Source organism: Alteromonas sp. 14N.309.X.WAT.G.H12, assembly GCF_036697315.1.
GTDB lineage: Bacteria > Pseudomonadota > Gammaproteobacteria > Enterobacterales > Alteromonadaceae > Alteromonas.
In genome coordinates, this window is the sequence record NZ_JBAHZB010000064.1 from 1 (window position 1) to 19,197 (window position 19,197).

Annotated in this window: 17 protein-coding genes; 14 read left to right on the plus strand and 3 right to left on the minus strand. The window is 46.1% G+C overall.

Features of this window, described 5'->3' with window-relative positions:
- From V5298_RS14440 to V5298_RS14500, 13 genes are all read left to right on the plus strand, one after another.
- Nucleotides 1-245 (plus strand): hypothetical protein (locus tag V5298_RS14440; protein WP_332932152.1); only part of this gene is annotated, 245 nt, incomplete at its 5' end.
- On the plus strand, nt 238-1,254 hold the full coding sequence (locus V5298_RS14445) for a VWA domain-containing protein (protein WP_332932153.1): 1,017 nt from the start codon (nt 238-240) through the stop codon (nt 1,252-1,254). The genes V5298_RS14440 and V5298_RS14445, both read left to right, overlap by 8 nt.
- Nucleotides 1,254-3,233 (plus strand): VWA domain-containing protein, encoded by a 1,980-nt coding sequence (locus V5298_RS14450; protein ID WP_332932154.1) that lies wholly within the window; start codon nt 1,254-1,256, stop codon nt 3,231-3,233. The genes V5298_RS14445 and V5298_RS14450 overlap by 1 nt, the downstream gene beginning before the upstream one ends.
- The gene (locus tag V5298_RS14455; protein ID WP_332932155.1) at nt 3,233-4,945 is read left to right on the plus strand and encodes a BatD family protein; all 1,713 of its coding nucleotides are present in this window, start codon (nt 3,233-3,235) and stop codon (nt 4,943-4,945) included. The genes V5298_RS14450 and V5298_RS14455 overlap by 1 nt, the downstream gene beginning before the upstream one ends.
- A gap of 42 nt (nt 4,946-4,987) precedes the next feature.
- Entirely contained in the window at nt 4,988-6,847 is a 1,860-nt protein-coding gene (locus V5298_RS14460; RefSeq protein WP_332932156.1) for a DUF885 domain-containing protein, read from the plus strand.
- Nucleotides 6,848-6,995: 148 nt separating this feature from the next.
- On the plus strand, nt 6,996-7,511 hold the full coding sequence (locus V5298_RS14465; RefSeq protein ID WP_332932157.1) for a sigma-70 family RNA polymerase sigma factor: 516 nt from the start codon (nt 6,996-6,998) through the stop codon (nt 7,509-7,511).
- Nucleotides 7,477-8,211, plus strand: coding sequence for a DUF3379 family protein (locus tag V5298_RS14470; RefSeq protein ID WP_332932158.1), 735 nt, complete (start codon nt 7,477-7,479; stop codon nt 8,209-8,211). The genes V5298_RS14465 and V5298_RS14470 overlap by 35 nt, the downstream gene beginning before the upstream one ends.
- A gap of 149 nt (nt 8,212-8,360) precedes the next feature.
- On the plus strand, nt 8,361-9,896 hold the full coding sequence (gene putP / locus V5298_RS14475; RefSeq protein WP_332932159.1) for a sodium/proline symporter PutP: 1,536 nt from the start codon (nt 8,361-8,363) through the stop codon (nt 9,894-9,896).
- 216 nt (nt 9,897-10,112) lie between these two features.
- Nucleotides 10,113-11,027 carry a sulfate adenylyltransferase subunit CysD gene (gene cysD, locus V5298_RS14480; protein ID WP_332932160.1) on the plus strand — a complete coding sequence of 305 codons (915 nt, stop codon included), beginning with the start codon at nt 10,113-10,115 and terminating at the stop codon, nt 11,025-11,027.
- Nucleotides 11,027-11,620 carry an adenylyl-sulfate kinase gene (gene cysC / locus V5298_RS14485; RefSeq protein ID WP_332932161.1) on the plus strand — a complete coding sequence of 198 codons (594 nt, stop codon included), beginning with the start codon at nt 11,027-11,029 and terminating at the stop codon, nt 11,618-11,620. Before cysD ends, cysC begins: the two co-directional genes overlap by 1 nt.
- On the plus strand, nt 11,620-12,408 hold the full coding sequence (gene cysQ, locus V5298_RS14490) for a 3'(2'),5'-bisphosphate nucleotidase CysQ (protein ID WP_332932162.1): 789 nt from the start codon (nt 11,620-11,622) through the stop codon (nt 12,406-12,408). The genes cysC and cysQ overlap by 1 nt, the downstream gene beginning before the upstream one ends.
- 3 nt (nt 12,409-12,411) lie before the next feature.
- Nucleotides 12,412-13,827 (plus strand): sulfate adenylyltransferase subunit CysN, encoded by a 1,416-nt coding sequence (gene cysN / locus V5298_RS14495; protein ID WP_332932163.1) that lies wholly within the window; start codon nt 12,412-12,414, stop codon nt 13,825-13,827.
- 16 nt (nt 13,828-13,843) lie between these two features.
- Nucleotides 13,844-15,568, plus strand: a complete 1,725-nt coding sequence (locus V5298_RS14500; RefSeq protein WP_332932164.1) for an SLC13 family permease — start codon at nt 13,844-13,846, stop codon at nt 15,566-15,568.
- A gap of 52 nt (nt 15,569-15,620) precedes the next feature.
- On the opposite strand, the gene V5298_RS14505 is transcribed toward V5298_RS14500, so the two are convergent.
- A complete protein-coding gene (locus tag V5298_RS14505; RefSeq protein ID WP_332932165.1) occupies nt 15,621-16,814 on the minus strand; it encodes an ABC transporter permease in 1,194 nt (397 codons plus the stop codon).
- The gene (locus tag V5298_RS14510) at nt 16,814-17,596 is read right to left on the minus strand and encodes an ABC transporter ATP-binding protein (protein WP_332932166.1); all 783 of its coding nucleotides are present in this window, start codon (nt 17,594-17,596) and stop codon (nt 16,814-16,816) included. The genes V5298_RS14505 and V5298_RS14510 overlap by 1 nt, the downstream gene beginning before the upstream one ends.
- Nucleotides 17,597-17,913: 317 nt before the next feature.
- Here V5298_RS14510 and V5298_RS14515 point away from each other — a divergent pair, with 317 nt between their 5' ends.
- Complete coding sequence (locus V5298_RS14515) at nt 17,914-18,618, plus strand: YIP1 family protein (protein ID WP_332932167.1); 705 nt, start codon at nt 17,914-17,916, stop codon at nt 18,616-18,618.
- Here V5298_RS14515 and V5298_RS14520 read toward each other — a convergent pair.
- Nucleotides 18,615-19,197, minus strand: a 583-nt coding sequence (locus tag V5298_RS14520; RefSeq protein WP_332932168.1) for a DUF3025 domain-containing protein, incomplete at its 5' end; no start/stop codon positions are given. The two genes, V5298_RS14515 and V5298_RS14520, sit on opposite strands and share 4 nt — an antisense overlap.

Consider the following 19,197-nt stretch of genomic DNA (forward strand, 5'->3'; position numbering starts at 1 on the left):
GTAACACCGCCAGTCTTTATGGTGATAAATGGCACGCTTATCTGCTGACACAAGTAACACAAAAGCACAGCCAAAAAATTGCTGAGCCTCTTAGTGGTTTGCAACAGGCCCTTTATCAGCCTGCAGCACAAAGCCATAGCGGGTTTAATGATTATCAACAAGCGGCGTTGATTTGGGTAAAACAGGCCCGTATAGCCCGCTTTACTCCTTTTTCGACTATCAAGGAGAGACCAAGTCATGTTTGAATTTGCTTGGTGGTGGGTATGGTTTGCGCTCCCTCTTCCGTTACTGTTTTTTATCTTACCGCCCCGTGAAAAGAGTCAGTCTGCGGCCTTACGTATGCCGTTACTGTTACCCGGAGACACTTTGCCCACCACGAAAGGCGGGCGCTCACGAAGCTTATTATTTATCGGTTTATTGACCTGGATTTGCCTCATTGCGGCAGCGGCTCGTCCCCAATGGTTAGGCGATCCTATTAGCATTCCCAATGAAGGCCGGGAAATGATGCTGGCCGTGGATCTGTCAGGCAGTATGAAAATCGAAGATATGCAGGTCAATGGCCGACAGGTCAACCGTTTGTCCATGATTAAATCGGTCCTTGATGATTTTATTGCCCGGCGGGTCGGTGACAGACTGGGACTTATTTTATTTGCAGACACCGCCTATTTGCAGGCGCCGCTGACCTATGACAGAGAAACAGTCGCGCGATTACTGGATGAAACCGTCATTGGGTTAGTGGGTGAACAAACCGCCATTGGCGATGCCATTGGACTGGCAGTAAAACGCTTTAAACAACGCGATGAAACCAATAATGTGGTTATTTTACTTACCGATGGCCAAAATACCGCCGGTAATATCACCCCCGAACAAGCAAAAGAATTAGCCGTCGAAAGTGGCGCAACCCTTTACACTATTGGTGTGGGCGCTGACAAAATGCTGGTACGTAGCTTTTTTGGCAGTCGTCAGGTAAACCCCTCTCAGGAACTAGATGAAAAGATGCTTACCGATCTCGCCGAATCCACCGGCGGACGTTATTTTAGAGCCCGAAATACCGATGAGTTAAATACCATTTACCACACCCTTGATGAACTGGAACCCATTGAAGGTGAGGCCCGTAAAATGCGCCCTCGCACCGCATTATTCTATTACCCTTTGGCATTGGCGCTGCTACTTAGCCTATTACCGCCCCTTTCATACAGTGCCCGAGGTTTATGGTTTTTGATTTCAACAGGTCGTAGGGAGAACCAAGAATAATGACCCTACCTATCCATGATTTTCACTTTATACGTCCCATGTGGTTACTGGCTCTGGTGCCTTTGCTGGTTTTATTTATTGCAGTGAAGAAATTTCGGGCAAAGCAATCTGGCTGGCAACAGGTCATTGCCCCTCACTTATATCTGCACTTGGTTACAGGTGAAAACAAGCCAACGAAACAACCGCCACTATGGTTACTATTTTGGTGTTGGAGTTTGGCCGTTATTGCGCTGGCGGGCCCCACCTGGGAACGCTTGCCACAACCGGTATTTCAGGTACAACAAGGCCATGTGGTGGTACTCGACATGTCGTTGTCCATGCGGGCAACAGATATTAGTCCCGACCGTTTAACTCGGGCAAAATACAAAGCCATCGATTTAATTCATGCTATTGATGAAGGGGAAATGGGGCTGGTTGCCTATGCCGGAGACGCATTTACCATCAGTCCGTTAACCACAGATGCAGGTAATTTGGTGGCGTTGTTACCGGGCTTAAGCCCTGAAATTATGCCCGTTAGCGGTAGCGATCCTTACCGTGGTTTATCTGAAGCGGCAGATTTGTTAAACAATGCCGGCTATCAACAAGGGGATATTTACTGGATCACAGACGGTATTTCCATGGATCAGAACGATGATATCGTCAAACTGTTAAGCGACCTGCCCTATCGAGTCAATATTCTTGGCGTTGGCACCAGCCAAGGTGCCCCAATACGACAACTTAACGGCGAATTATTAAAAGACCGATATGGCCAAATTGTGATCCCGAAAATGCGCAGCGATCAACTGTCCAATATTGCCCGTCGAAGTGGTGGTAGCTATGCCACCATCAGTGCCGATGATTCGGACATTAAAACATTGCTGAGTAATCAATGGATAAATCCTGATGCCAAAGAAAGTGATGAAAAAAGCACTAACAAGGGGGATCAGTGGGACGAACTCGGCCCTTGGCTACTGCTTTTGCTCATGCCGTTTGCCGCTTACAGCTTCAGACGTGGTCTGATTGCGGTATTTGTTATCTTACCCTGGATGTGGGCAGCCCCGGCCCCCGCTGTTGCGCAAACCACCAGCGATGAAACGCCGCCCCATAGCATCAGTTGGTATAAAAAACCCTTTCTCAATCGTGATCAGCAAGGGCTGGAAGCCTACAATGCCGATGACTACGCCACAGCCAGTAAACAATTTAAAGATCCGGCTTGGCGGGGAGCGGCTGCATATAAAGAGGGGAATTATGACGCCGCCTTAGAGGCCTTTTCTCAAGTAGAAGGTGCCGAAGCCCGTTACAACCAAGGCAATACCTTGGCTCAGTTAGGCAAACTGGACGAAGCCATAAAACAATATGAGCAAGCGTTAGCGTTGCAGCCGGACTTTACCGATGCCAAAGCCAATAAAGAACTGGTAGAAAAGCTTAAACAGCAACAAGAACAACAAGAACAACAAAAGCAGCAAGATCAAGATAACGATCAAAACCAACAGCAATCAGACGACAATAAAGACAAGCAGCAACAAAATGATGATGCTGGTAATAACTCGTCAAACCAAGATAAAAACAGCGATGGTCAAGATAATGGGCAAAACAACCCACAAAATAATGACCAAGGAAACCCAAATAATAGCGATGAGAATAAGGATCAGCAAGGTGCTGACAGTTCTTTGCCTCAACAAGACGACAATAAACCTTCCGACGAAGGATCAGATCAACGCGGCGAACAGAACAAGGAAGATAATCAGCCTCCTGAAGATGAATCATCATCATCTGCCTCTGCGTCCCAATCTGGCGAGGAAAACCAAGATGCCACCACCAAAGGTGTTCAAGGGCAACCGGCAGAACTCACCGATGAAGAAAAAGAAAAAATGCAACGCTTGGAAAATCTGATGAAAAAAATCCCTGACGATCCCGCTTTCTTGTTAAAGCGAAAAATGCAATTGGAAGCCCAACAACGAAAACGTCAGGGACCGCCTTCAAACCGGAGTGAATGGTAATGAAAAAACTACAAATTATCTGGCTGTTAATACTCCTTCGTATACCCGCAGCAATGGCCGATGTTTCCCAAGTAGAAGCCACCATAGACAAAAACCCTGTGATGGTGGATGAGGCCATTCAACTAACCGTGATCGCCCATGGTGACGCGGATCGAGATGCCTTCGATAGCTCTCCGCTTTTAAAAGACTTCGTGGTGGGCAGAACCTCTGTCAGTTCACAAACACGCATCATCAATTTCGATAAAGAAGAAACCACAACCTGGACGACTACCTTGTTTCCCAGAGGAGAAGGTAATTTCATTATTCCAGCCTTAACCGTGGAAGGAAAACAAACCCAACCCATTACCGTAAGAGTCATACCGGTGAAAAGTGGCACAGGTCAATCAAACCGCGACTTTTACGTCACCACTAATGTGGATACCCAAAGTGTTTATTTGCACCAGCAATTGCTTTATACCACCAAATTGTATTTATCCTCAGGGATCGAACGGGGAAGCCTGCAAGCGCCGGTACTGGACAATGCCCAAATTCAGCAACTTGGTGAAGACAAACAGTATTCTGACATCGTCAATGGTAAACGGTATCAGGTGATAGAGCGCAACTATGCCATCGTGCCTCAGGCTTCGGGCACATATACCATCAAAGGGCCGGTATTTAGCGGCGACGTGGTAGTACAAGATCCCAACACCAATTTTGGCTTTTTCAATCGAACCAAACAAATTAACCGCAGAGGACCGGATGTCACCGTGGAGGTGAAGCCTGTTCCCGCCAACATTGATTACCATTGGTTACCCAGTGAATACGTATCAATTAGTGAAGAGTGGCCAAAAAATCAAGAATTTATGGTGGGCGAACCTATCACCAGAACCATTACATTAACAGCCATGGGCGTGGTGGAAGAACAGTTACCCGAACTGCCACAAGTCTATCCCCCGGCCTTTAAACTGTATCCGGATCAGGCCAATACGAGCACGGTAAATAAAAACAATACCCTCATCGCTCAGCGTGTTGAGTCTTTGGCTATGATCCCAAATCAAGCTGGCAAGTTTGTGCTTCCCAAGATCACAGTACCATGGTTTAACGTGCTAACGGGACAAACGGAATACGCCACCTTACCGGCCAAGGAAATCACTGTGTCTCCGGCTGCCTCTGGAGCAACACAACCGGTGCCAGCCGTGCCCAATACTGTGCCTAACGCCCCTGCGCCAGCACAGACAACGCCTGCTGCGGTGACCGAAAACGTGCCCCCTCCAAGTTCCGCCAACACGTTTATTTTGTGGATATTTATTATTTTGTGGTTGTTGACGTTAGCGGGATGGAGCGCAACGGTTATTTATTTTAGACGCAAACTCCTTAACAGTACCCTAGCCCCCTCATCGCCAACCCTTGCAGTGGATAAGGCAGAAAAGGCCCGTTTTCATCACCTTAAACATGTCGTACAAAACGGTACTCCGGGGCAAATTCAACAAGCATGGAGCCAATGGCGAAAAGATCTGTCTATCGATAGGGCCAATAACGATGCACAATCTTGTGAGTCCCGCATTCAGCAACAAATTGACGCTTTGCTTGCCAATCAGTATGGTCTCGGCGAAGATAAGATAGATAAAACGGCGTTGATGAAAGAGATTGTTCAATTAAGAACGCAAGTACAACGCCAGCAACGTCAGGATCTGTCGTTGCAACCTCTGTATCCGCACAGCACATCACCTTAGGTGGTGTGCTTTATCAGACATAAAAATAAGTAAGGGACCTCCATGGTTAAACACACAACGACGAAACTCTCCTCTTTTACCCTTCTCATGGCCAGTCTAACGGCCTGCTCTCCGGCTCCCGAAAAACCTGAAACGTCTTCTGTTGCGCCGGTGTTACAGGAAAGTACACAAAGCCAATCTGAATCAGAAAGATTAAGTGCGTTTTTTGAACGCACCTTTGAAGAAGATCTTCGTCGTGATCCCATGCGTCAAAGTTACATGGGTAAAAAGTGGGATTACGATAAATGGACAGATATCTCTGATGAGTTTATCGACCAGACCATGGCATTGAAGAAAAACAGACTGGACGTTCTAGACAGTTTTGATACTAGCCAACTCAGTGAGCAGGAACAGCTGAGTCTTCGTTTGTACAGACAAGGCATTGAGCGACAGCTAGAAAATGATAAATTCCGCTATCACAGATACATAGTTCACCAGTTTCGTGCTGCCCATACCCAGGTTCCCAGCTTTCTGATTAATATTCACCGCGTAAGCAGCGTTGAAGATGCGAAAGCCTATATCGCGCGGTTAGATAAAGTGGATAGCTATTTTGCCCAGGTTATCGAGCAAATGAAAAACCGGGAAAAGGTCGGCGTGTTTCCGCCTAAATGGGCTTATGATCAAATGATTGCCGCGGCCCAAAACGTGGTTTCCGGTACGCCTTTTGATCCTTCCGGTGCCCCGTCAACCATTTGGCAGGATTTCAACGAAAAAGTGGAAAAACTCGATATTGACGAAGTGGAAAAAAACAACCTGTTAGGTGAAGCTAAAGCCGCGTTACTCACATCTGTAAAACCGGCTTACGATGATTTAATTGATGCCTTTGCCCACCAACGTACCCTGTCACCTGAAGGTGACGGTGTTTGGCGCTTACCCGATGGGGATAAATGGTATGCCAATCGCCTTGCCTGGTTTACCACCACAGATTTAACTGCCGAAGAAATTCATCAAATTGGGCTGGAAAATGTGGATCGTATCCATTTGGCCATGGAGAAAATCAAACAAGACGTAGGATTTAGCGGCACGTTGCAAGAATTTTTCGAATTCATGCGTACTGATCCCCAATTTTATTACCCCAATACCGATGAAGGCCGTAGCGAATACCTTAAAGACGCCAAAGCCGCCATCGATAAAATGCGTGAAGCACTTCCCGATTATTTTGGTTTATTGCCAAAAGCCGACATTGTGGTCAAACGGGTGGAGCCCTTTCGAGAAAAATCTGCAGGAAAAGCCTTTTATCAAAGTCCGGCGGCCGATGGCAGTCGACCTGGGATTTATTACGCCAACCTTTATGCGATGAATGCCATGCCCACATATCAGATGGAAGCCCTGGCGTTTCATGAAGGGATCCCAGGCCACCATATGCAGCGGGCGATTGCCCAGGAACTGACCAGTATTCCCCAATTCCAGAAATACCTGCCAGCCACCGCGTATACCGAGGGCTGGGGACTATATTCTGAGGAACTGGCAAAAGACATGGGCTTTTATGACGATCCCTACTCCGATTTTGGTCGTCTGGCCATGGAGTTATGGCGCGCCTGTCGATTGGTGGTAGATACCGGTATACACGCGAAAAAATGGTCACGTGAGGACGGGATTCAATATTTAATGGACAACACGCCTAATCCGAAATCCGATGTGGTAAAAGCCATTGAACGGTATATCGCCATGCCAGGACAAGCCACCGCTTACATGATTGGAAAGCTTAAAATCATGTCGCTACGTGACGAAGCGCAACAGGCGTTGGGTGATAAATTCTCCTATGCCGACTTCCATGACGAAATTCTAAAAGATGGCCCAATGCCATTAACACTGTTGGAAGAAAAAACCCGTAAGTGGATAGAAAAAACCAAAAGTCTTTAATATCAACAAGACGCCGAAAATAGCAGCATACAAATGTGCTGCTATTTTTTTACTTCATACTTTTTGTTTATTTATCACCTAAATCCATCTAGTCTTAAAAAAAAATAAAGAGTGAAAGTTATTTGTGACTAGTCAGGTCTACTCTGTCATGAAAGAAAAACAAAAACGCTATGAAGCGCTGGTTCATGCTTTTCATGGCGATATTTACCGGTATGCATACTGGCTAACCCGTGACGGTTCCATAGCCGAAGACATAGCACAAGAAACCTTTCTTCGGGCTTGGCGTTCACTCGACTCTTTAAAAGATGAGAAATCGGCTAAATCCTGGCTCATTACCATTGTTCGGCGTGAAAATGCCCGGCGATTTGAACGTAAACAACTTGATTTAGTGGATATCGACGACGTACAGGTCACCGATGACGCATTTCACGCAAAACAGGAAGGCGACCATGAAGAGTTACGGATCCTCATAGCCAGATTGCCCGTGGATTACCGAGAACCACTATTACTGCAGCTCATATTCGGCTATTCGGGCGAGGAAATTGCGCAACAATTGGAATTAAACAAAAATACCGTTATGACACGTCTTTTTCGTGCAAGAAATCAGCTCAAGGATATGCTGGAACAAGATGCGTCAAGTGAAAGAGGTCGTACTAATGGATGATTTAGAGTTTCGTCGCCGCGTGTTTGCCAATCCAGGCACAACAGACAAAGACGTGAAAGATGCGATAAATCGTGACAGTGACAAAGCCAGATTAAAAGCCTCGTTACAAGCGTTGGATCATCAGTTATGCCAAGCCATCAAGGTTCCCGTGCCTGAAGATTTGGCTCACAAGCTTATTTGGCAACAAACAACCGAAGAGTTCAACAAGCATAAGCGTAAAAGTCGTTGGTTCATTGCCATGGCCGCTTCGGTAGCCTTTGTCGCCGGTATTACGGGCACTATGATTTATCAGTATGAACCAGAGAATATTGGTACCGATGCCTTGGTTCACATGCGCTATGCCGAAATGGAGATTCCGCCGTCGGCAGAGGATCTTGATATTCAGCAAATCAATGCGAAACTGGCTGGATTTGGTGGTGCCTTCTCTGCGCCCATCGGTGACGTTACCGTAGCAAACTACTGCCATTTAAATACCATTCGCAGCCTACATCTGATTTTGAACACAGAACAAGGGAAGATGTCCGTGTTTGTCATTCCCCATAAAGACAATATGGATATGCCCACGTCCTTTGCGGATGATAAATATCACGGTGAAAGCTGGAGCACCGAGAAAGCCAATATTATGGTTGTTGGCGAGAAAAACGCCAACTTGGAACCCATGATGGAGAAAGTAAAAAGTACCATCATTTTCTCTACTTAAGTTATCCGGCAGCCTGAACCGGCTGCCATTGCCTTCTGCCTTTCCCTTTTAATATATCCACCCCTTAGCAGAATCTGTGTTACTGGCATAGAGACCTGTAGACGTTCCTGTTAGCATAAAGAAAAAAACAAACAGGACATCCAAGGATTATGGCAACAGGCACCCTGATTTCTCTCGGTATTTATTTTGTGGCGATGCTGGCAATAGGCTTGTTTGCCTATCGTCAAACCGATACCAGCGTGGAAGGCTACATGCTCGGAGGACGCCAGTTAGGCCCGGCGGTTACCGCATTATCTGCCGGAGCTTCGGACATGAGTGGCTGGATGCTGATGGGCTTACCCGGCGCCATGTTTGTTTCCGGCGTGTCAGCCGGCTGGATAGCTGTAGGACTCACCTTAGGGGCATTAGCCAACTACCTACTGGTGGCCCCTCGTCTTCGTATTTATACGGAAATCGCGAACAACGCCGTCACCCTCCCCGATTTTTTTGAAAACCGATTTGCCGACAATACCCGTATTTTGCGGGTTATCGCCTCGGTGGTCATTGTGATCTTTTTTACCCTTTATACCTCTTCCGGTGTGGTTGCTGGCGGAAAACTGTTTGAGTCGTCCTTCGGACTAAGTTACGAAACCGGCTTATACGTCACCACTGGCGTGGTGGTGGCTTATACCTTGTTCGGTGGTTTCATGGCGGTGAGTATTACCGACTTCGTACAGGGCTGCATTATGTTTATCTCCCTTGTTATGGTGCCAGCGGTGGTGATTTATGAACTCGGGGGATTCAGTGACGCCCTCGATGCCGTTAATGCCATTGATCCTACCTTGTTAGCCTTATTTACCGATGCTAAAACCGGTACCTCCTTATCCCTTCTCACCCTCATTTCATTGCTGGCGTGGGGGTTAGGGTATTTCGGGCAGCCTCACATTATTGTTCGCTTTATGGCTATTCGGTCAGTAGACGATGTCCCTAAAGCCCGCAACATTGGGATGTCATGGATGATCGTTTCCATCAGCGGCGCTCTGATGACAGGTTTATTTGGGCTGGCCTATGTTACCCAAAAAGATGCCAGCATCGATCCTGAAACCATCTTTATCTATTTGTCTCAATTATTGTTTCATCCGTTTGTGGGCGGCTTTTTACTGGCGGCGATCCTGGCCGCCATTATGAGCACCATTTCCTCCCAATTACTGGTGACATCCAGTTCATTAACCAGCGATTTCTATCAGGCATTTTTACGTCGCGATGCGTCCGATAAAGAGTTGGTTATTGCCGGACGCCTTTCTGTTGTATTGGTCGCCTTAGTTGCCATTTATCTGGCCTATGACAGAAACAGTACCATCCTATCATTAGTCAGTAATGCTTGGGCCGGCTTCGGTGCCGCATTTGGGCCGTTAGTACTCTTTAGTTTATTTAAAAGAGAAATGACTCGACGGGCGGCGTTAGGTGGAATGATCGTAGGTGCAGTGACGGTACTGGTGTGGATTTCAGTGGAAGTCGACGGCCAAAGCCTAAGCAACTGGTTGTATGAAATTGTCCCCGGCTTTATTTTATCCAGTCTCACCATCATGGTATTAAGCAAAAGCGGAAAACCCCGGGAAGGCGTGGTAGATGTGTTTGATGCCTTTAGTGAAAAGCTGCAACAGTTCAGACAGGTAAAAACAGCCAATGGCGCAATAAAAAAATAAAAGCCATGGTGAAATCATCTGGTCATATTCCTACTTCATGGTATGACCAGATATGCCAACAAAGCGCAAAGGGTCTTGATGTGCAGGTAAATTTGCCGCTAAGGTATAAAACAGCTATTTCGTATAGCAAATTGGCATACCACTTTTACCTATAAATATGTTAGGGTTCTAAGCATATAATTGTTTAGCATATAACCTTAACTATCGGACTCGAAAATGACTTTAGAAATTCCGTCGATTACCCATCTGAAACAACTCGAAGCCGAGAGCATCCACATTTTCCGCGAAGTTGCCGCGGAATTTGAAAATCCGGTCATGTTATATTCTGTCGGAAAGGATTCCTCCGTGCTTTTACACCTGGCTCGCAAAGCGTTTGCACCGGGTAAAATCCCCTTCCCTTTATTACACGTGGATACCACGTGGAAATTCCGTGAGATGATTGAGTTTCGTGATCAACAAGCCAAAAAATACGGTTTTGATCTCTTGGTTCATATCAATCAGGAAGGCGTGGATGCGGGTATTGGTCCCTTTAGCCACGGCAGTGCAAAACACACCGACGTGATGAAAACCGCCGCACTCAAGCAAGCATTAAACAAATATAAGTTTGATGCTGCCTTTGGTGGTGCCCGTCGTGATGAAGAAAAATCCCGCGCGAAAGAACGGGTTTACTCGTTCCGTGACAGTAACCATCGCTGGGATCCTAAAAACCAACGTCCTGAGTTGTGGAATATTTATAATTCACAAGTCAACAAAGGCGAAAGTATCCGTGTATTCCCTATGTCTAACTGGACTGAGCTGGATATCTGGCAATATATTTATCTGGAAAATATTGATATTCCTCAACTGTATTTAGCCAAACCCCGTCCGGTAGTAGAGCGTGACGGCGTACTTATTATGGTTGATGACGAACGCATGCCGTTAGAAGAGGGTGAAACACCTGAAATGCGCTCTGTCCGTTTCCGCACACTCGGCTGTTATCCACTGACCGGTGCGGTTGAATCTACTGCAGCAACCTTACCTGAAGTCATTCAGGAAATGCTGTTAACCAAAACCTCCGAACGTCAAGGTCGGGTCATTGACCACGACAGTGCCGGTTCTATGGAGAAAAAGAAAATGGAAGGTTATTTCTAATGTCCGCGAATATTGTCTGGCATCAGCACGAGGTGAATAAATCATCCCGTTCGAAAAGCCTGGGACAAACGCCCCGGGTGTTATGGCTTACCGGTTTTAGTGGTTCTGGCAAATCCACCTTGTCGAACTTACTGGAAAAGAAATTTCAGGAACAAGGCAAACACACATACTTACTTGATGGCGACAATGTTCGCCATGGCTTATGCGGCGATTTAGGTTTCAGCGATAAAGACCGCGTTGAAAATATTCGCCGGGTAAGCGAAGTGGCTAAATTGTTTGTTGATTCTGGCGTTATCGTGCTAACGGCATTTATTTCGCCGTTTCAGGTAGACCGGGATTACTGTCGGAATCTGTTGGAAGACGGTGAGTTCGTTGAAATCTTTGTTGATACTCCCTTAGATGTCTGCGAGCAACGTGATCCTAAAGGCTTGTATAAAAAGGCGCGTGCTGGGGAAATTAAAGATTTTACCGGTATCTCTTCGACCTACGAAGCGCCTCAAAACCCGGAAATTCATCTGACCTACAAAGACGAAGCCCCAGAGCAAACCGCAGAGCGCTTGTATACTATGCTCGAAGAAAAAGGACTTGTGTAATGGCATTACCTGATCCATTAGCAGAACAAATTGTTAGCATCAGCAAAGCCGCTGGTGACAAGATTATGGAAATCTACGAAAAAGATTTTGCCATTTATGAAAAAGAAGATACCAGCCCACTCACAGAAGCTGATTTAGCGGCGCACAACGTGATTGTCGAAGGGCTTGCTGCAATATCTGACTTGCCGATTTTATCCGAAGAGTCAGCGAATATTGCCTGGGAAGAACGTCAAACCTGGGATAAATACTGGTTAGTTGATCCCCTGGACGGCACAAAAGAATTCATCAAAAAGAACGGTGAATTTACGGTTAACATCGCCCTTATCGACAAGGGTAAGCCAGTGATGGGCGTGGTGTACGCGCCTGTGTTAAAGCGTACCTATATCGGTATTGATGGCGCTGGCGCATGGCTGGAGTCAGATGGCGAAATGAACCCCATCACGGCAAAAAAACACAGCAGTGGCGAAACATGGAAAGTGGTAGGCAGTCGTTCTCACCAAAGTCCGGAAATCAAAACCCTGCTGGAACAACTTGGCGGCGAAGCCGAACTGGTTGCGATGGGAAGTTCCCTGAAACTCTGTTTGGTCGCATCCGGTGATGCTCACCTTTATCCCCGCCTTGGTCCAACGTCAGAATGGGATACCGGCGCTGCCCACGCAGTCGCTACCGCTGCGGGCGCGAAAGTCACCGTGCTTGATCCCGCTAATCCTTTGGCCGATGACGCCCCAGACCTAACCTACAATCAAAAAGATTCTGTGTTGAACCCATTTTTCTTAGTGAGCGCTTAAAGCATGAATGTTGATAACGAATTATTGAAAGAAGACGTACTGGCCTATTTAGAACAGCACGAACAGAAAGACCTGTTGCGCTTTCTAACCTGCGGTAGCGTTGATGATGGTAAAAGTACACTTATAGGCAGACTGCTACACGATTCAAAAATGATCTATGAAGATCAATTAGCGGCCATTACCAAAGACAGTAAAAAAGTCGGTACTACCGGTGATAAAGTTGACCTCGCCCTGCTGGTAGATGGTTTGCAATCTGAGCGTGAGCAAGGGATCACCATTGATGTAGCCTACCGCTATTTCTCTACCGACAGACGTAAGTTCATTATTGCAGACACACCGGGACACGAGCAATATACCCGCAACATGGTTACGGGTGCGTCCACCTGTGATTTGGCCATCCTGATGGTTGACGCCCGCGCTGGGGTAAAAACCCAAACCCGTCGTCACTCATTTTTAGCCAGTCTGCTGGGCATTAAACACGTCATTGTTGCCGTCAATAAAATGGACCTGATGGGGTTCAGCGAAAAAGTGTTTAACGAAATCAAAGCCGACTTTTTAAAGTTTGCTGAGAACCTGAATATCCCCGATATTCAATTCGTGCCTATTTCCGCTTTAGAAGGTGATAACGTTGTAAACAAAAGTGACAAGTCACCTTGGTTCGATGGACAGCCGCTGATGGAAATGCTGGAAACCATTGAAATCGGTAACGATATCAATGCAGATGACTTCCGCTTCCCGGTTCAGTATGTCAATCGTCCTAACCTCGACTTCCGTGGTTTTGCCGGTACCGTGGTTTCAGGTCAAGTGGCGCCGGGTGATGAAATCACCGCACTGCCATCAATGAAAACCTCTAAAGTAAAATCCATTGTCACCTTTGACGGTGATCAGGATCGCGCTTATGTTCCCCAAGCAGTCACGCTGACATTGGAAGATGAAATTGACATCTCCCGTGGCGATATGATTGTGAAATCGGACAACCTGCCATTATTGGGTAGCCAGTTTAAGTCACACCTTGTGTGGATGTCTGAAGAACCTATGATGCCGCATAAGCAATATAGCTTTAAATTTGCCACCAAAACCACGCCAGGTTCAGTGGCAGAAGTGCAGTATCAGATTGATGTGAATACCCTGGAAAAAACCCAGGCGGCCCATTTAAACTTAAATGAAATCGGTGTGGTTGATCTTAAGTTCACCCAGCAAATCGCCTGTGACAGCTACGACGTCAACCGGGCCACCGGTGCATTTATCGTTATCGACCGACTCACTAACGGTACTGTGGGTGCAGGTATGATTATCGATAAACTGGCTGACGATAAGCAACACGATACGCCTGAGTTCTCGGCTTTTGAGTTAGAATTTAACGAACTCGTTCGTAAGCATTTCCCTCATTGGAACGCTATCGATATCAGTAAGCTGTAAGAGGCCTTCAGGTTTTATGGATGTCAACCAAATCATGGTGCTGGGGATTTTCTTCAGCACCATTTTTGCGCTTATCGCGTCGAGCATGCGTCCGTCGACCATTTTTGCTGTCACAGTGTTGTTACTACTCATCACTCAGCAAATTTCATTCGACGAAGTCCTTAACAACTTAACCAATAAAGGGTTAATTACCCTGATATTATTGTTATTGGTCAGTAGCGCCATTGATAAAACCGCGCTGATCAAACAAATTGGACGAAAGCTGGTTGCCCCTAGTTTTAGCCTGTCATACTGGCGGTTATTTGGTTTGACGTTTTTCTCCTCAGCGTTACTGAACAATACCGCCATAGTTGCCAGCCTTATCGGGCCAATTAAACAAAATCAGTATCATCCTGCTTCCCGATTACTGATCCCCTTGTCCTATTCTGCCATTTTAGGGGGAACGGTAACCCTTATCGGTACGTCAACCAACCTCATTGTGGATTCTTTTCTCCAGGAACATGGTCATCCCGGATTCGCGTTTTGGGATTTCACCCTGTATGGCTTGATCGCCGGATTAAGCTGCGGCCTATTGATGTACGTACTCACCAACTGGCTGCCTGATATTGCTAATAAACAAACTAACTATCGCGAGTATATCGTCGAGGCAGAAGTTGAGGCCGAGTCTGAACTTATTGGTAAGACGGTGGAAGAGAATCACCTGAGAAATCTCCCTGAATTGTTTTTGGTGGAAATTGTGAGAGACAAACAACTGGTTACTCCGGTTACGCCAGATTTCGTCATTCTTGAAGGCGACAAGTTGATTTTCTCCGGCAATGTGCAAAACCTCGATAGCTTAAGCCATATCAAAGGCCTTACCATGTTTGCCGAAGCAGATGGGATCCTGCGCGAAAACCTTACCGAGGTGATCATTTCTAATCGTGCGCAGATTATTGGTCAAACAATAAAAGCCCTTAGCTTTAGAGCCCTTTTTGATGCAGCCGTGGTGGCCATTCGTCGAGACGGCGAGCAATTATCCGGGAAACTTGGGGAAATAAAGCTACAAGCCGGTGATTTTCTGTTACTGGCCGCCGGCCCCGATTTTCAAACTCGACAAAGTATATCAAAGAACTTTTTTATTCTGTCTGAACAAAAGATAGCCCGTCCCCTTTCCAGTCGGCAAGAATGGATAACCATGGGCGGATTTTTAGTCACGGTGGGCCTGTCCGCCATGAATATCCTTAATCTTGGTTTAGGCTTACTGTTTTTTGCCGCCGTTCTTGTGGCAGCAAAGGTCACCAATAGTGGTGAGATTAAGCGCAATATGCCACTGAACCTTATTGTGGTGATTGTGGGTGCACTCACATTGGCCACTGCATTAGAAAATGCCGGTGTCATTGCGCTAAGTACAGAACTGTTAATACCGTATTTATCTGACACTAACTGGATTGTGGCCCTCGCCACAATTTACGTGCTAACCCTTATACTTACCGAGTTCGTTACCAATAATGCCGCTGCCGCACTCATGTTTCCGTTTGCATACGGCGTGGCGGGGATTATCGGCGCGCCACTGATGCCTTTTGCTCTGGCTGTCGCTTTTGCTGCCAGTGCGAGTTTTATCTCACCTTACGGTTATCAAACCAATTTGCTGGTATTCAATGCCGCCAATTATCGCTTTAAGCACTTTATTAAGATTGGCCTTCCTATCTCGGTTACCTACAGCACCATTGTGTTATTGCTTTTAGACCTAACCTACTTTTAGGTAAAAAAACGCCCTGTAATATACAGGGCGTTTTTTAGTGACCTAATTAGCACTATCGGAATAACACCTTTTCTTTATTAAACCAATACACACAAAAACTAATAAGTGCCGTGGCAATGATGGCTGTGGATCCAAAAATGGCAATCAGTTCACCATAATCCATGGTGCCTTTAATTAACTCTTTTATGGCTAATGCCACATTGGTTAAGGGTACCCATGCCCATCCTCCTTTTAGCTCAACGCCGGGCAACATGGCCATGATCACAGGGACGATAACCAGCATCACCAAGGGGGTCATATAGCCTTGGGCTTCTTTGAAACTACGGGCATAAATCGACAAACACAGTAACAAGGAAGCAAAAATGGCCACCACAGGAATGAGCATAAGAAATATCAGCGCAAAATCGATACCGCTAATGGCGCTCATAAATTCCGCAACCAACTGAATTGCCATTCCCTGACTGAGCACAATGCCCCAGATGGCCATACTCGAAACCGTAACCAGCGCGGAAGTGACCCCGGCCAGTGCGATGGTAAAGAATTTCCCCATTACCAGTTTGTATCGTGCAATGGGCGAAATGAGTAGGGTTTCCAGCGTGCCCCGTTCTTTTTCCCCCGCCCCTAAATCTGTCGCTGGGATCATCGCGCCTTGCAGGCAAAGCATAAAAATAAGATAAGGGACAAACCCACCTATTTTTTCGCCCCAATTTTCCCGTTTATCGGCCACATCTATTTTATCGATAACAATGGGCTCAAGCAGTGCCGTTTGCTGATCCTCATCAAGCCCTAATTGGACAAATGCCAGTTGTTGGTTATGTTTCGCTATATTATTTACCATAGCCTGAAGACGATGCTGTACAAGATTGAGCCCAGCATCATTTAAATACAACTTAAGGGTAATTTGTCCTGTGGCTAGGACATCATCCCCGTAGTTATCCGGGATCACCAATACAAAATCCGTTAATCCGCTGCGAATGCTGGTTGTAACGTCATCCTCATCAGGCAAAGAGACCTGATTAAAATTATCAGAGTCTTTCATTTGGTTAACCAAAGACGGGGCGTATTGCTCCCCCACAACGGCAAAGTTGAGGACTTTCGTTTCTGCCTCTTGCACCGCTTTTGTTGAAAAATAAGCCACCACGCCAATGATAAGAGGAAACACGAGAATAGGCAGCGCAATCATAAAAAAGAGTGTTTTTCGGTCGCGCACAAGTTCTTTAAGTTCTTTGAGAAATACCAGCCACATTATTGACCTCCGCGTTCCAGTGTAGATAAAAATGCACGACTTAATGATTCCGGTGCGCGGGCACAAAATGCCGCTAAGGTGTCATTAAACGCGGTTCGGCCTTCGTTAATTACCGCTACCCGATCACACAATTGAGCCACTTCATCGAGATGATGAGTGGAAAATATCACCCCCACGCCCTGGACTTTCATTTGTCGAATAAAATCCATCACTGTTTGCGCGGCCATAATATCCAACCCCGTAGTAGGTTCATCAAGGATCACCACTTCAGGCTCATGGATCACGGAACGGGCGATGGCGGTTTTTTGCTTCATGCCGGTAGAATAGCTTTCGCACCGCCGATCCAAATAACTGTGTAGACCCAGTAACTCGCTAAGGGCATCAATGCGTCGCAGGATGTCCTGTTTTTCCATACCGTGTAATTGACCAAAATAGGCCATATTTTCGCGGCCGGTAAGACGCCCGTACAAACCGGTATTTCCCGAAAGAAAGCCAATTTTCTTACGCGCGGCCACAGGCTGGGTTAACACATCCACCCCGTTAATGGTAATACTGCCAGCATCCGGTTTTAGTGCTGTTGACAACATACGAAGGGTGGTGGTTTTACCGGCGCCATTTGGCCCCAACAAACCTAACACTTCACCGCCACTACAACGGAAAGACACATCACACACAGAATGAAAAAACTTCCCCTTTAGGCGGGGATCGAGACGTTCTTGTTCACTGAGCTTTTTAGGGTTTTCAACAACAAACTTTTTTGCCAGTTGACTGATTTCAATCATTCGCTTTCCTTTTAAGGGCTTTCCATTTTATCGTTTTTACTATGATTCTATTTAAACTGGTGAGCCACACACATAGAAATACGCCCATTGCTAAGTGTTCGTATTTTACATATTGTAAAATAAACACTTTTTCCATATATGTACAATACGTATATAAGGACAGGGTATGTCCGTTTTGTACTAACAAAACAAAAGCTCGGGAATGTAAATCTCGTTTTTTGGTTACATAATAGTGATTACCAACACATCGAGTGCCAGGATTTAATACGTTTTTTTGGTTATTTTATCCTCACTCCCCCAACCTAAAAGGAGTCATAATGAAAGGGATCACCAATCCTATTCAAGCCGTATCTGAAGTCTTTATTAGACCCAATGGCGTCTTTAGTACCCTTAATAACACCAATAACTGGTCCTGGATCCCCTTTTTCATCATTGCACTTGTAGGCACCTTACCAGTCTTTGTTTACTTCGAGACCGTTGATTTTAATTGGTATACCGACTTTTTGGTTAGTAACACCTTGTCTGATGTTAGCCCCGCCGAGCAACAAGCTTTTACAAACAATCTCAGCCAGCCTTTACTTAAATGGTCATCAACCATTGGCACCGTGATTGGTTATGTTGTGGCCAACGCTATTTTGGCCGTCTATTTGCTGCTGGTAACACGGCAAGATGAAAAAAGTATTCATGGCTTTACCGACTGGTATGGTTTTACCTGGTGGATATCCTTACCCATGCTCATATCCAGCATACTGTCATTGGCGCTGTTGTTATTCAGCGGCGACAGCCAGATATCCCCCTCCCTATTGAACCCACTTTCTTTAGGCACCATATTGGGTATCGATATGTCGTCACCTTATTCCAGTATTAGTGAATCTTTGCGCTTAGACATGGTGTGGTCTATCTATCTTATCGCCGTAGGTCTGGGTCAATGGACCCAATTTAACAGCCAAAAAGCGTGGATCGCTGCCAGTGCGCCCTATATTATTATTTATTCCGTCTGGCTGTGTTTTACCCTTTTCTAGGTAAGAGGTAATTGCAAGGTTGGCTGCGCATTGGCACGTTTTGGTCGGAAGTATTCTTCATTCTCATAGAACGTGAGTGTTTGTGCTTTTGACCACTCAGGTACACCCAATACGGGTAGCGGTTTAAGTAAATGTCGGGGAGTTAGGTCATCGAAGTGTTTTATTCTTTGTACAAGTCGATGATCTAGCTCTTCGCACTGCTGTTGGTAAGACAGGGTGGGAAAGTTATTTGCTACCACTACAGCTAACCATTTTCCCGTTAGGCCGATAAAAGGGTTTAACATCATTTCAAGCACCGCGTGACCAAACACAAAGGGAAACAAAGTGGTGTTCCATTGGTGTTTTTGATGGTAAAACCCATCTATCCACTGGTGTTCCCCAAGGTGCATTAATACCCGGTTCCCCGCCTCTAGCTGGTTTTGCGGCACCGCCAGCACCACACCGCATTCATCAAAATGAGTAATATGGTTTCTTCGTCTTGTTCTCGGGTTTAGCCCATAGGTTTGAATATCATGAACATGTAAGGCATTCAAATACGCCTTGGTCTGTGGAAACTGCATCCAAATAAGAGCATTAAAC

Excerpts from the sequence above, each read along its gene's own strand:
- V5298_RS14445 (WP_332932153.1), top strand. The coding sequence starts at position 238 with ATGTTTGAATTTGCTTGGTGGTGGGTATGGTTTGCGCTCCCTCTTCCG.
- V5298_RS14450 (WP_332932154.1), top strand. The coding sequence starts at position 1,254 with ATGACCCTACCTATCCATGATTTTCACTTTATACGTCCCATGTGGTTA.
- V5298_RS14455 (WP_332932155.1), top strand. The coding sequence starts at position 3,233 with ATGAAAAAACTACAAATTATCTGGCTGTTAATACTCCTTCGTATACCC.
- V5298_RS14460 (WP_332932156.1), top strand. The coding sequence starts at position 4,988 with ATGGTTAAACACACAACGACGAAACTCTCCTCTTTTACCCTTCTCATG.
- V5298_RS14465 (WP_332932157.1), top strand. The coding sequence starts at position 6,996 with ATGAAAGAAAAACAAAAACGCTATGAAGCGCTGGTTCATGCTTTTCAT.
- V5298_RS14470 (WP_332932158.1), top strand. The coding sequence starts at position 7,477 with ATGCGTCAAGTGAAAGAGGTCGTACTAATGGATGATTTAGAGTTTCGT.
- putP (WP_332932159.1), top strand. The coding sequence starts at position 8,361 with ATGGCAACAGGCACCCTGATTTCTCTCGGTATTTATTTTGTGGCGATG.
- cysD (WP_332932160.1), top strand. The coding sequence starts at position 10,113 with ATGACTTTAGAAATTCCGTCGATTACCCATCTGAAACAACTCGAAGCC.
- cysC (WP_332932161.1), top strand. The coding sequence starts at position 11,027 with ATGTCCGCGAATATTGTCTGGCATCAGCACGAGGTGAATAAATCATCC.
- cysQ (WP_332932162.1), top strand. The coding sequence starts at position 11,620 with ATGGCATTACCTGATCCATTAGCAGAACAAATTGTTAGCATCAGCAAA.
- cysN (WP_332932163.1), top strand. The coding sequence starts at position 12,412 with ATGAATGTTGATAACGAATTATTGAAAGAAGACGTACTGGCCTATTTA.
- V5298_RS14500 (WP_332932164.1), top strand. The coding sequence starts at position 13,844 with ATGGATGTCAACCAAATCATGGTGCTGGGGATTTTCTTCAGCACCATT.
- V5298_RS14505 (WP_332932165.1), bottom strand. The coding sequence starts at position 16,814 with ATGTGGCTGGTATTTCTCAAAGAACTTAAAGAACTTGTGCGCGACCGA.
- V5298_RS14510 (WP_332932166.1), bottom strand. The coding sequence starts at position 17,596 with ATGATTGAAATCAGTCAACTGGCAAAAAAGTTTGTTGTTGAAAACCCT.
- V5298_RS14515 (WP_332932167.1), top strand. The coding sequence starts at position 17,914 with ATGAAAGGGATCACCAATCCTATTCAAGCCGTATCTGAAGTCTTTATT.